This window comes from Mesorhizobium sp. M0195 (genome assembly GCF_040322115.1).
In the GTDB taxonomy this organism is placed as follows: Bacteria; Pseudomonadota; Alphaproteobacteria; order Rhizobiales; family Rhizobiaceae; genus Mesorhizobium.
Genome location: NZ_JAMYSV010000003.1, coordinates 201205 through 213738 on the forward strand (window position 1 = coordinate 201205; position 12534 = coordinate 213738).

A 12534-nucleotide genomic window follows, 5' to 3' on the forward strand; every position below is an offset into this window, starting at 1 on the left:
GAGCCTCAACACTCGTTAATAATCGACTTCCGAATTGCCGAGGAATTCGTCCGAAATACCCCTGTCACGATAGACGTCGATCACCGCGCCGCGATTTTCCGCGTCGATCGGCGACGGTTTGCGTGGCCCGATCAGATCGGACGGATTGGCCATCTGGGCAGCCAGGTTGTTCTGATACGAACAGCCGAAATCGGCATAGTGCTTGTTTTCCGAAGTCTGCAGCAGGTCTTCGGGCCAGCGCCCGCATTTATCCGTCTGAGCCTTCACCGAGACGTAGGCAACGCGGACCGGTGCGGACGCTTCGGCTGAAACAGACTGATAGGACCGCATGGCGATCCGCTTCCGGCTGATGCCGCTGGCTATGGCGAGCCTGGCGAAATCGCGGCCGGCCGCGGCCGCTGCGATTTCGTTAGCTGAGCCGCTCGGAATCTCGATCGTCAGCACCGGAGCCGCGCTCCTGTCGTATCCGTTGAGAAAGCCCAGGAGCGTGTCACGCTGGGATCTGGTCATGCCACGGTCGCCGGCGCCGACCGGAAGGTCGATCTTCTGGACCTTCTCGGCGATGACGATAGGATGCGTGGTGCGATAGTCGTCCGGTATGGCACCGACCGTGACGCTGTCGCGATTGGCGCAGCCGGCCAGTGATGCCGCTACCGCGATCGCTATGATCGGAACGGCCGGCCGCCAGATCCGCGAATGAACGGACTGTATCGCGGTGACCGCCCTTGCCTTCGATACTGCCTGAGACATGTCGACTTCCCCGCTTACTTGTAGATAAAGCCGACAACGCCGTGATAGCGGCCGTTGGGCTTGTCGGTCTGCATGGTGCCGTAGACGCGGTTGACGCGGCCAAGGAACATGCCGGCGCCATCGCTGGCTGCGTTGAAATTGTCATCCGGCTTGGCAAGATCGTTGCGCGCCACCGGCTTCACCAGATAGGGCGTGATGATGATGACGAGTTCGGTCTCGTTGCGGACGAAATCCCTGCTGCGGAACAGCGTGCCTAGCACCGGTATTTTGGTCAGGCCGGGCAGCCCGGCAACCGCCTGCCTGATGTCGTCGCGGACAAGGCCGGCGATCATCATGGAACCGCCGGAGGGCAATTCCACCGTGGTGTCGGCCAGGCGTTTGCGGATCGACAGCAAAGTGGTGCCGGGTAAGTCGCCGGCACCTTCCAGGACTGCGGCGCCTTCGGTCGTAGGTTCCGAAACCGACGTCCTCACTTTCAGGCTGATGCGGCCCGCCGAGAGCACGACCGGCTGGAATTCGAGCCCAATTCCATATTCAAGGCGTTCGTGCTCGTAGGTAATCTGGCCAGTTTGATTGTCGTTTGAAACGTTGCTTGTTCGGCCGGTGATGATATTGAATTCGCCGCCGACCTTGAAGGTCGCCTTCTCGCCGGAAACGGCGGTGAGAGTCGGCTCGGCCAGCGTCTTCATGACACCGCTTTGCTCCATGGCGTTTATGTACGCTTGAAGAGTTGAGCTGCCGATCGCCGCCCCCGAATATTGCGACAGTGGCTTTCCCAATCCGTATGCGGGCGTGGTGAGAGCGCTCCAACTGATGCCGTTGCTGCTGCCGTTGCCGACCATGTTGACGCCGAGCTGCTTCATCACCGTGCGGCTGACCTCGGCAACCGTCACCTTCAGCGTCACCTGGTCGTCGCCGATAATCTGCAGCAGGTTGACGATCTTGCTGACGCGGCGCTCGGCATCCGGGTTGTCGATGGCGACGCCGGCTTCGGCCGAACCGCCGGCAGCGGTCTGCGAATATTGGCCCGTGGTCGCCTCGCCGCCGGACACGAAGATGTTTGCCAGATCGGCCGCGCGCTTGGCGTCCAGAGGAGTGTCCACGGTTCCCGTCAGAACGACGTTGTCGTTCAGCAACTCGATCTTGACCTCCGACGACGGGATGAAGCGCTTGATATAGTCCTCCAGCCCGGCAACATCGCGTTCGACCGCCAGGTCAAGGCTGACGATCTGCTCGCCATTCGGGCCAAAGACGAAGATGTTGGTCTCGCCGACCGCCTTTCCGAACAGATAGATGCGGCGGGCGGTGCGGGTCACCGCGTCGGCTACAGCGGGGTTGGCGACGAGGATATCATAGGCATCGCTCGGCAGGTCGATGACCACCGATTTATTGAGTCCGAGTTTGACCCGCTGGGTGGCGGTCGAAGCCGTGACCCTGGCATTGCCCGCCGCACTGGCATCGAGGATGCCATATGCATTCGTTCCAAGGAGAAACAGGCCGATCGCCGCAGCCAGGGTGAGCGGCAGTTTGGTTTTTAGCCTCATTTCCTTGCCCCCACCTCGGAAACTTCGCCCGACTTGATCAACCGCACGGTGCCGCGCCGACCGTTGCCGGAAACCAGGTAGTCGGCCTCGCCCACATTCTTGTCCTGGCTGTCCTTGATCGAGCGCAGCGCCAGTGTCAGGCGATCCGCCATCTGCTGTGCGACGGTGATGATCTCGGACTGCTGCGGCGTCAGCTCCAGGGTGGCGGTCTGGCCGACTCTGGTCTTCTTGCCTTCCTCATCTTCCTGAATGGTCTGATCGATCGCCAGGACACGAATGTTCTTGAGGATAGTTTCGGTCGTGAAGCCCGGACCACCGCCATTGGCGGCATCGGATCTGCGGGTCATGATGACGTCGACGAAATCGTTCGGAAGAATGAAGCCACCGGCCGAGGTGTCGGCCGAAATGCTTGTGGCGACAGCCCGCATGCCGGAGGGCAGGATCGACGACATGAAGCTTTGCCCTTCACCGATCAACTTCGAGCGGCGCAGCGGCTCGCCGGCATAGAGCGCCACGCGGGCGACGGCGCCCTTCAGGTTGTCCAGCGCTTCAGGCTCGGCAGCGCGGGTGATGAAATTTGCGTTGATGCCGGCGGACGGCCATGACTCCCAGGAAATGTTGTTTTCAAGCGGACTGCCCATCGGAACGTCGCCGGAAAGAACAAGCACATCCTGCAGCGCGATCGCCGGCGCCTGAGGACCGGAATCGACAACCGGAGGCGGCGGAGCCACAACCATGTTCTTCGCGACATAGCCTGCACCACCGGCCGCGGCTATCGCCACGCCTAGAATAATTAATCGGGATGCTGGCATCTGTCCGAACCTCGCCCTTGGCAAACCACTAGCCAAGCCGGACTTTGCAGCGGCAATCGTCAAAACAAGGTTAATGTTATACTTACGATCGTGATTAATTTAAGGTTTACATAAATTAGAGCGACAACTCTGGCCCGAAGGAAAACGTGGCCAATTCGCCTGCTCGGCGCCAACGGCGTAAAGCGAATTCAGCCCGCCAGCCTGGTAAGCGCCCAGGCCATCAACGGTGAGTCGGAATAGGTGAGCAGACCGCCAATGCCAAGCGCAATGCCGTACGGAACGCCGGTCGCCTCATCGGCGAAATGGCGCAGGAACCGATTGTGGCTTGTGACGGCGGCAAGCAGCGATTTTCGATAGGCGATGATGGCAAGGGTCAGCAGACCGCCGATGAACGTCGAGGTGACGAGATACTCGACGAGATGGATGTTCAGTCCCATCCATACGGCAGTGGCGGCCAAGAGCTTGGCGTCGCCGCCGCCCATGCCGCCAAGCGCGAACAGGCCGAATGTCACTACAAGAACCAGGCCGCCGGCGGCGAAGTGCCCGCCATAAGTGGCCCAGTCCATGCCGGTCAAGGGCGCAACCAAGGCAAAGACAACGACGAGCAGCACAGGCACGCGATTGGCGATCGTCATCGACAGCATGTCGGAGATTGCGGCAAAAAGCATGCAGAATGGAAAGACGACGAAGATCACGGCTTCAAGCATGGGCGTGGCGCCTGTGGTGAAACTGTACCTGGTCCCAGCCTAGGTATGTTCGATTAACGATTGATGAGGTCTAAAGTTCAAAATCATGCGTAGGGCTAAATAAGGGCCGCCAGTGCGGCGGCCCTTATTGGGAAGCAACGGAATGTTGTTGCTTACGAAGCGTTGACCTTGGTGGCAATCTTGTCAAACTTGGCGTTCAGCGCGGTGCCGAGCGAGGTGGCGCCGACCATGATGGCGAGCGCGATGAGAGCGGCGATCAGACCGTATTCGATAGCGGTCGCGCCGGATTCGTCCTTCACAAAACGTGCGATGAGGTTAGACATTTGAGCTCCTACTCCAATTGTTACAGCACTTCCGTCAACTTCTCTTGGTGGCTGATCGGATACTGCGAATCTAAGGAGAAGCTGTTTCAATCGGCTTAATAAACAGGCTTACCGATTCCTTTCCCGCTTAGATGGCATTGCGTGGTTAACCCAGAACTAAAATACCCGCAGCTAGGACCCCGGGCCGACACAAAAGGCGCAATTCGGCAAAGACGTTCCAGCCGTGCCGGCTAGGCCCAATGCCGGTTCCGGCTTGATCCTGAACTCCAGCCGCTTAACGGTTGGTTCACCAATCTCGTTCATGTTCCGTTGAACAGTTTGCCAGGGGGCGCCTTAATGGCCGGGCCGAGATCATCATTTCCAGTTGCCGTGCTTTGTGCCGCAGCGGCTTTCGCCTTTCCAGCCAAGGCCGGCGCCGGCATCGAGGTGACGATGAACCAGGCAAAGATCATCAAATTGTCGCGCGCCGCCGATACGATTGTCGTCGGCAATCCGGCGATCGCCGACGCCTCCGTGCAGGACGCATCGACGATCGTACTGACCGGCAAGGGATTTGGCGTCACCAATCTTGTCGTCCTCGATCACGAGGGTAACCCGATCGTCGATGAGCAAATAACCGTCGTGCGCCAGGCGGCGGCGTCGGTGCGCATCTATCGACGCGCCGAAGTGCAGACGATGTCCTGCGCGCCATATTGCGAAAGCTCGTATAAGAGCGATGCCGAGAAGACCTCTGAAGCCGAGATGAGCGCCGGGCATTAGCTGGCCGACGTCTCCGTCTTTGGCGAGAACGTGCTTCGGTTATGGCCGGGTTAAGGCCTTCCCGTTGAATTTAACGGTCATTCCAACCGGACTTCAATCGGTTCCGACTAAGGGTGGGACCGATACAGAAGCGGCATCGGCGGGCAGAGGACATGAGCAAGGCAGGACGAGCAGGTTCTCCAAGACGGTTTTTGGGCGACCGCCGCGGAAGCGCGGCAATAGAATTCGCCATGCTTGCAATTCCTTTCGCGCTTCTTGTCTTCGCCATCCTGGAGAGCTGCATTTCTTTTGCCGCACAGGAAGTGATGGCAAACGCCACAGACGACATCGCGCGCCAGTTGCGTACCGGCCAGCTAAGACCGGCCGATGTGTCCGGCACCAAGCTGCGGGATTTGATCTGCACCAAATTGGAGATCATGGTCGCCAAGACCTGTCCCGGACTGCTGGTGGACTTGCGCGAATATCCGACCTTCGCCGATGCGGCGCTGGCCGGTTTCAAGATCCAGGATGGCGACGTCGTGCTGACCAAGGGCACGAGCACACAGACCTTCACCGTCGCACCTGGCCTGGCGGAGTCGAGAAACATGCTGCGGGTTTTTTACAAATGGCCGGTGATGACCGACTTCATGGCCAAATCGATGGCCAATCTGAAGGACGGCAAAACGCTGCATTTTGCCTCGATCACTTGGCAGAACGAGCCGTTCGACAACTGAGCCACCTAGTCGCTTGAAAAGGGCAAAGCCATGATTCGTGCGGGGGCACAGTTGGGCATCGCAGGGATTTGTACAAGAGCAGTCCGGCTTTGCTCGGACCGCCGCGGTATTGCGGCCGTCGAGTTTGCCCTCATCGTGCCTGTCCTGTTGATCATGTACTTTATGACAATGGAGGCCTCGCAAGCCATCGAGACCAGCAAGAAGGTCAGCCGCATCGGCAGCATGGTAGCGGACCTCGTCACACAGCAGCAGACCATCAAGGCGGCCGATGTCGATGCCATCATGGCGATCGGCAGTTCCACGCTCCAGCCCTACAACCGCTCGAAACCGAAGATCATCATCACGGCGATACAGGTGACGAACGAGACGACGCCGAAAGTCCTGGTCGTGTGGTCGCGCAAACTGGTGGATGGCGTCTCTAGCCTCGACGCGGTCAAGGATTCCACCACAACGGTCCCGAGCGCTCTCAAGATCAAAGGCACTTTCCTCATTCGGGTCGAGAGCGATCTCGCCTACAAGCCAATCATCACCTGGTCGGCGGACGGCCAAAGCCGGTTCGGGTTGAGCTCGGTCTTCAATTCGATATCGATGGCGGAAACTTATTATCTGCGGCCGCGCAGGAGCCCGACCATTCCGTGCAGCGATTGCTGACGCCTGAAGCCCGCTAACCGGTCTGTTGCTATTGCTTGCGACCGCGGGCCGAGACTAGACGCACGATGGCTGCAGCCAGCACATAGTCCCTCGGACCGGCAACGGTTCGGCGACGATACCGATACGGAACGTTCCGATAACATTGCGCCAATCGGCGCGCGCCGGGTTTGCGCAAGACGCATCCAGCAGCAAAGCCAGTACGGCGGCGAATGCTGTCAGGGCAAGCCTCATGCGAGCTCCGCGCCGCACATTTCCATCCGCAGATCGACCATGCCGCGATTCGTCTCTCCGGGACCAGCATGCCAACCGTGCTGTTTGGGTTTCCGAATTGCCAATGGCGGCGCGGAACCCTATGTCTGAGCCAACACACAGGAATGATGAACCTTTCGATGGCACGCGCCTTCCTTTTTGTCCTCGACTCGTTCGGCATCGGCGGCGCCGCCGATGCCGAACGCTATGGCGACACCGGCTCCAATACGTTCGCACACATCGCGCGGGCCTGCGCGGAAGGCCGCGCCGATCGCGAAGGCCTGCGTGACGGGCCCCTTCTTGTACCAAACATGCTTTCGCTCGGCCTCGGCCAGGCCGCGGCAACGGCGACGGGTTTCGGATTCGAGAATGCCGGCAGTGCGCCGCTTGCCGCCGCCTTTCACGGCGCGGCCCAAGAGGTTTCGAGCGGCAAGGACACGCCATCGGGCCATTGGGAAATAGCCGGCCTGCCGGTCCGTTTCGATTGGGGTTACTTCCCGGACACGATTCCGGCCTTTCCGGCCGAGTTGACCGAAGCAATTGTGCGTGAAGGGAAGGTGCCCGGCATCCTCGGCGATTGCCATGCTCCGGGCACCGAAATCATCGAACGGTTCGGCGAAGACCATATCCGGACCGGCAAGCCGATCTGCTACACCTCGATCGACTCCGTCCTGCAGATCGCCGCGCACGAGGTTCATTTCGGCCTGGAACGGCTTTACGAGTTCTGCAAGGTGGTGCGCAGGCTCGTCGATCCGCTGAATATCGGCCGCGTCATAGCACGGCCGTTCATCGGTGAAACCGCCGCCACGTTCGAGCGAACGCATAATCGTCGCGACTATGCCGTACCGCCGCCGGAACCGACGCTGCTCGACCGGCTGACGGCGCGCGGCAGCCGGGTTATCGCGGTCGGCAAGATCGGCGACATTTTCGCCCACCGGGGCATCTCGGAAGTCCGCAAGGCTGCCGGCAACATGGCGATGTTCGACAAAGCGCTTGGCGCCATGGAAGAGGCCCGCGACGGCGACCTCGTCTTCGCGAACTTTGTCGATTTCGACACCGAGTTCGGGCATCGGCGCGACGTTGCGGGGTATGCCGCCGCACTTGAAGCTTTCGACCGGCGCCTGCCCGAGGCATTCGCACGGCTGAGGTCAGGCGATCTGCTCATTTTGACCGCCGATCACGGCAACGATCCGACGTGGCGCGGCACCGACCACACGCGCGAGCGGATTCCGGTTATCGGGACACGGCCGGGTTTCAAAGGCGCAGACATCGGACTGAGGATGACATTTGCCGACATCGGCGAAACCGTGGCCGAACATCTCGGACTGGCGCGCGGCCGTCACGGCACCTCCTTCCATGCCACGATAGGTGGCCATGCCTGAGCTGCCGGAGGTCGAGACAGTCAGGCGCGGTCTGCAGCCGGCCCTTGAAGGTGCCCGCATTGTCGACGTCGAGGCACGCCGGCCGGATTTGCGGTTTCCGTTCCCTGAGAGATTTTCGGAGCGGCTGACCGGCAAGACGATTGCTGCGCTCGGCCGCCGTGCCAAATATCTGACAATGCACATGGACAACGGCCCGGTTCTGATCTGCCATCTCGGCATGTCGGGTTCGTTTCGCATCGAAACGGCCGACGAGAGCGCAACGCCCGGCGCGTTCCACCACGAACGTTCGAAAAACACTGCTCACGATCACGTCGTCTTCGACATCGCATCCCCTGCCGGCGTCCGCTCTCGCGTGATCTTCAACGACCCGCGCCGCTTCGGGTTCATGCTGTTTTCGGAAGGCGAGCCCGACATGCATCCGATGCTGGCGGGATTAGGCGTCGAGCCTACAGGCAACGCACTCGACGGCACGCTGCTCGCTTCGTTGCTGAAAGGTCGCAAGTCACCGCTGAAAGCGGCACTTCTGGACCAGAGGCTAATTGCCGGGCTAGGCAATATCTACGTCTCGGAAGCGCTTTGGCGGGCCGGCCTGTCGCCGCTGCGCGAAGCGGGCACCCTCGCGAGAGCCGGCAAGAAAGCCAAAGAGCAGAGCGAACGCCTGGCCGAAGCTATCCGCTCGGTCGTCGCCGATGCGATCGCCGCCGGCGGCTCGTCGTTGCGCGACTATATGCAGACCGATGGATCGCTGGGCTACTTCCAGCATTCCTTCGCGGTTTACGATCGCGAGGGCGAAGCCTGCTCCAAGCCTGGTTGTGGCGGCCACATCGAGCGTATCGTGCAAAGCGGTCGTTCGACTTTCCACTGCCGGGCCTGTCAGGCTTAAACCAGAAGCGAGGAGGAGCAAAGCATGGGCTATGAAACCATCATCGTCGAAACCCGCGGCAAGGTCGGGCTGATTACGCTGAACCGGCCGCAGGCGCTCAACGCGCTGAATTCACAAGTGCTGGCGGAACTGGTCGCCTCGGTGAACAGCATGGGCGCCAATGCCGACATTGGCGCCATGGTCATCACTGGTTCGGAGAAGGCTTTCGCGGCAGGTGCCGATATCAAGGAAATGCAGTCGATCTCCTACGTGGATGCTTATGTGCAGGATTTCTTCGTCGGCTGGGAAGAATTTACGCGGGCACGAAAGCCGATCATCGCGGCGGTGGCGGGCTATGCGCTGGGGGGCGGCTGCGAACTGGCGATGATGTGCGACTTCATCATCGCCGCCGACACCGCCAAGTTTGGCCAACCCGAGATCACGCTGGGCGTCATGCCCGGCATGGGCGGATCGCAGCGCCTGACCCGCTTTGTCGGCAAGTCGAAGGCAATGGATATGTGCCTGACGGGACGAATGATGGACGCAGCCGAGGCCGAGCGTTCCGGTCTTGTCTCGCGCGTCGTGCCAGCCGGCGAGTTGATCGAGGAAGCACTTAAGGCAGCAGCGAAGATCGCCGATTTTTCCTTGCCGTCGGTGATGATGGCGAAGGAGGCCGTCAACCGCGCCTATGAGACGACGCTCACCGAGGGTCTGCGGTTCGAGCGCCGGCTGTTTCATTCGCTGTTTGCGCTGGATGACCAGAAGGAAGGCATGGCGGCCTTCACCGGCAAGCGGAAGCCGAATTTCACGAACCGATGAGATGACGAGGCACCGGTCAAAAAGAAAACACTGCAGCGTTGACGTGCCGGAAAAGCTGAACTATAAGCCGCAACAACCGAGGCGGCCCTGTGGCTGCCCGTTTGTTTTTTGCGCCCCGCGGTATCCCGCAAGCGCCCACCAGATCAGAAGAGAGGCACCATGGCCAATACCTCCTCGGCCAAAAAGGCAACGCGCAAGATCGCCCGTCGCGCAGCGATCAACAAGAACCGCCGCTCCCGCGTCCGAACCTACATCCGCCAGGTCGAAGAGGCGCTCGCGGCTGGCGACAAGGCGGCCGCACAGGCTGCCTTCAAGGTGGCCGAGCCGGAACTGATGCGCGCCGCGACCAAGGGCGTGGTGCACAAGAACACGGCATCGCGCAAGGTGTCGCGGTTGGCCCAACGGGTCAAGGTGCTGTCAGCCTGATATATCCATTCCTGAACTGCGCTACTTCAAACCCGGCCAATCGCGCCGGGTTTTTTCGTTTGCCGGCAAGTACTTAAAAGAAAGCCCGCAAAATGGCGCTCCGCGAGCATTTCAAACTCCGAAATGCTTTGCCGGCATATACATGCCCGCTCATATTCGGAGCCTCCGAAACCGCCAATACGAAAATTTCCGAGCGTCACGGATTACCGTTTCCTTTCAGAAGCTTACCGATGGTGATCCACAGCTTGTTCACATCAGCTGCGGCCGATAGGCGACAATTGGCTGTCAAGTGAATTATTTCAGAAAATTTCGCGTTGTGTGGCCTTTTTCATATTCGCCGGAAAAGGGTTTGAATCACAATGGCTTTGTCAAAATCAACTATTGCAGCATGGCGTTCGAAACGTCCCTTGCTAGTCAGATTCCTTAAAAATCCGTTAGGGGTGGCCTTGCCCTATCCACAGCGATTTCGGTAATGTCTGTCCATCGAAGGGATGGGCCCTTGGCCCTTGACCAGCCTGAAACCGGCCAGCTCAAATTGGCAGAGTTTACAGCGCGGATTCAACTCCGCGGACGGGGTTGGTTTGTCTTTCGATACGGTAGGGGACTGGCGTAATTGTACATGGCAGGTCGACGGTGCGCCGGCGGTTTTTCGCCGGACGGCATTTTGTTGCCCTGACATGACCAAAGCGGATCGGCGCTTCGGCGCCGGACCGACAACGAGGCGATTCATCAGCCGGCGGCGGCGATGGTGTCGCAGCGAAGACACGGTCGCCGGAAACATGGATGCAGGAGGCGCATCCCCGGCGGAAAACAGGTACAAGAGACAAGGAACTCGATCATGCAGAGCGGCGGCATCGAAAGGGAGCTTACAGGCGACCTCCCATTTCCTGGAACGTTAGTCGGAAGGAACGACATGGCGGCTTCCAATGAAGCTGAACAGAAGTTCGATCGGGTCAAGGCCCAGTTGAAGGCGCGTCTGGGAACCGAGGTCTATTCGAGCTGGTTCGGGCGCATGAAGGTCGCTGAATCCTCTAAGGGCATTGTCCGCATCTCAGTGCCAACCGCATTCCTGCGTTCATGGATCAACGGCCACTATCTCGATCTCATCACCGAGTTGTGGAAGCACGAGGATCCGGAGATCCTCAAGATCGAGATCGTGGTTCGCACCGCCACACGGCAGGGCCGCAACAGCGTCGAGCCAGAAGTGGCGCCGGCGCGCAAGATGACCAGGCAGACGCAAACCGCGCTCTCTGCGGGCACGGCGAGCCCCAGCAGGGTCGAACGGGTCCCGGCAACCCGCCCGGGGATGCCGGCAGAAACCGAGTTCCGGCACAATGTTCTCGGTTCGCCGCTCGATCCACGCTACACTTTCACCTCCTTCATCGAAGGACCATCGAACCGAGTGGCTTTTGCCGCCGCCAAGGCGGTCGCGGAATCGCAGTCGAGCGCGGTGCGTTTCAATCCGCTCTTTCTTCACGCGACGGTCGGGCTGGGCAAAACGCATCTGTTGCAGGCGATCGCCGCAGAATCGCTGAAGCAGAATCCGAAATCGCGGGTCGTCTATCTTACGGCTGAGTATTTCATGTGGCGGTTCGCCACCGCGATCCGCGACAACAACGCACTGACGCTGAAAGAACAGCTGCGCGACATCGACCTCCTCATCATCGACGACATGCAGTTCCTGCAGGGCAAGTCGATCCAGCACGAATTCTGCCATTTGATCAACATGCTGCTCGACAGCGCCAAGCAGGTGGTGGTCGCTGCCGACCGGCCGCCGTCCGAATTGGAGTCGCTGGAGCCACGCGTCCGCTCGCGCCTCAACGGCGGCGTCGCGCTGGAAATGTCGGCCCCGGATTTCGCAATGCGTATCGGTATGCTCAAGCTCAGGCTTGCCACCGCCAAGCTCGACGATGCGTCGCTGGATATTTCCGAAGAGATACTCAACCACGTCGCCCGCACGGTGACCGGCAGCGGGCGCGAGCTCGAAGGTGCCTTCAACCAGCTTTTGTTTCGCCAATCCTTCGAACCGCAGATCACCATCGACCGCATCGATGAGATCCTCGGCCACATCTATCGTTCGGGTGAACCGAAGCGGGTGCGTATCGAGGACATCCAGCGCATCGTCGCGCGCCACTACAACGTGTCGAAGACCGAACTGCTGTCCAACCGGCGCACACGCACCATCGTCAAGCCGCGGCAGGTCGCTATGTATCTGTCGAAGGTTTTGACGCCGCGCTCGCTGCCGGAGATCGGGCGGCGGTTCGGCGGCCGCGACCATACGACCGTGCTGCATGCGGTGCGCAAGATCGAGGATCTTTCCGGTGCCGACAACACACTGGCGCAGGAGCTCGAATTGCTGAGAAGGCTGATCAACGACCAGGCCTGATGGCCCGAGAAACGCCGGCTCGCGAACTTCGGCCTTTTTATGCCTAGAAAGCCCGCGCAGCCGGTCCGAACCGGTGGCGCGGGCTTGCGTTTGCCGGGTTTTTCCTGTCAGTTTACGCAGATTCTGAGCCTGTTCAGACCTTTCGCGGGGC

At 60.2% G+C, this 12534-nt stretch carries 13 protein-coding genes and 1 pseudogene; 8 read left to right on the plus strand and 6 right to left on the minus strand.

Annotation, left to right across the window (positions count from 1 at the left end; translation table 11 throughout):
• Positions 1 to 15: 15 nt before the first annotated feature.
• From NKJ12_RS09170 to NKJ12_RS09190, 5 genes are all read right to left on the minus strand, one after another.
• A complete protein-coding gene (locus NKJ12_RS09170; protein WP_352506158.1) occupies positions 16 to 750 on the minus strand; it encodes a CpaD family pilus assembly protein in 735 nt (244 codons plus the stop codon).
• Positions 751 to 764: 14 nt separating this feature from the next.
• Positions 765 to 2294: a type II and III secretion system protein family protein gene (locus NKJ12_RS09175; protein WP_352702306.1), complete on the minus strand. Its 1530-nt coding sequence runs from the start codon at positions 2292 to 2294 to the stop codon at positions 765 to 767.
• A complete protein-coding gene (gene cpaB / locus NKJ12_RS09180) occupies positions 2291 to 3106 on the minus strand; it encodes a Flp pilus assembly protein CpaB (protein WP_352702308.1) in 816 nt (271 codons plus the stop codon). The genes NKJ12_RS09175 and cpaB overlap by 4 nt, the downstream gene beginning before the upstream one ends.
• Before the next feature lie 188 nt (positions 3107 to 3294).
• The gene (locus NKJ12_RS09185) at positions 3295 to 3813 is read right to left on the minus strand and encodes an A24 family peptidase (protein WP_254816291.1); all 519 of its coding nucleotides are present in this window, start codon (positions 3811 to 3813) and stop codon (positions 3295 to 3297) included.
• A gap of 152 nt (positions 3814 to 3965) precedes the next feature.
• Positions 3966 to 4136, minus strand: coding sequence for a Flp family type IVb pilin (locus NKJ12_RS09190; RefSeq protein ID WP_254816290.1), 171 nt, complete (start codon positions 4134 to 4136; stop codon positions 3966 to 3968).
• Between the two features lie 336 nt (positions 4137 to 4472).
• Here NKJ12_RS09190 and NKJ12_RS09195 point away from each other — a divergent pair, with 336 nt between their 5' ends.
• The 3 genes from NKJ12_RS09195 (at position 4473) to NKJ12_RS09205 (ending at position 6259) form a co-directional block, all read left to right on the plus strand.
• A complete protein-coding gene (locus NKJ12_RS09195) occupies positions 4473 to 4895 on the plus strand; it encodes a pilus assembly protein N-terminal domain-containing protein (protein ID WP_352702310.1) in 423 nt (140 codons plus the stop codon).
• Between the two features lie 152 nt (positions 4896 to 5047).
• A complete protein-coding gene (locus NKJ12_RS09200) occupies positions 5048 to 5608 on the plus strand; it encodes a TadE/TadG family type IV pilus assembly protein (protein ID WP_352702312.1) in 561 nt (186 codons plus the stop codon).
• 30 nt (positions 5609 to 5638) lie between these two features.
• The gene (locus NKJ12_RS09205) at positions 5639 to 6259 is read left to right on the plus strand and encodes a TadE/TadG family type IV pilus assembly protein (protein ID WP_254816287.1); all 621 of its coding nucleotides are present in this window, start codon (positions 5639 to 5641) and stop codon (positions 6257 to 6259) included.
• 102 nt (positions 6260 to 6361) lie between these two features.
• On the opposite strand, the pseudogene NKJ12_RS32255 reads toward NKJ12_RS09205, so the two are convergent.
• Positions 6362 to 6490: pseudogene (locus tag NKJ12_RS32255) on the minus strand (phosphate/phosphite/phosphonate ABC transporter substrate-binding protein); the annotation flags it as partial.
• 158 nt (positions 6491 to 6648) lie between these two features.
• On the opposite strand from NKJ12_RS32255, the gene NKJ12_RS09210 reads away from it, so the two are divergent.
• From NKJ12_RS09210 to dnaA, 5 genes are all read left to right on the plus strand, one after another.
• Complete coding sequence (locus tag NKJ12_RS09210; protein WP_352702315.1) at positions 6649 to 7890, plus strand: phosphopentomutase; 1242 nt, start codon at positions 6649 to 6651, stop codon at positions 7888 to 7890.
• Positions 7883 to 8773 (plus strand): bifunctional DNA-formamidopyrimidine glycosylase/DNA-(apurinic or apyrimidinic site) lyase, encoded by an 891-nt coding sequence (mutM, locus tag NKJ12_RS09215; protein WP_254816284.1) that lies wholly within the window; start codon positions 7883 to 7885, stop codon positions 8771 to 8773. Before NKJ12_RS09210 ends, mutM begins: the two co-directional genes overlap by 8 nt.
• 24 nt (positions 8774 to 8797) lie before the next feature.
• On the plus strand, positions 8798 to 9571 hold the full coding sequence (locus NKJ12_RS09220; RefSeq protein ID WP_254816283.1) for an enoyl-CoA hydratase: 774 nt from the start codon (positions 8798 to 8800) through the stop codon (positions 9569 to 9571).
• A 159-nt stretch (positions 9572 to 9730) separates the two neighbouring features.
• On the plus strand, positions 9731 to 9997 hold the full coding sequence (gene rpsT / locus NKJ12_RS09225) for a 30S ribosomal protein S20 (RefSeq protein WP_023676922.1): 267 nt from the start codon (positions 9731 to 9733) through the stop codon (positions 9995 to 9997).
• A 913-nt stretch (positions 9998 to 10910) separates the two neighbouring features.
• Positions 10911 to 12383 carry a chromosomal replication initiator protein DnaA gene (gene dnaA / locus NKJ12_RS09230; protein ID WP_352702317.1) on the plus strand — a complete coding sequence of 491 codons (1473 nt, stop codon included), beginning with the start codon at positions 10911 to 10913 and terminating at the stop codon, positions 12381 to 12383.
• Positions 12384 to 12534: the final 151 nt, after the last annotated feature.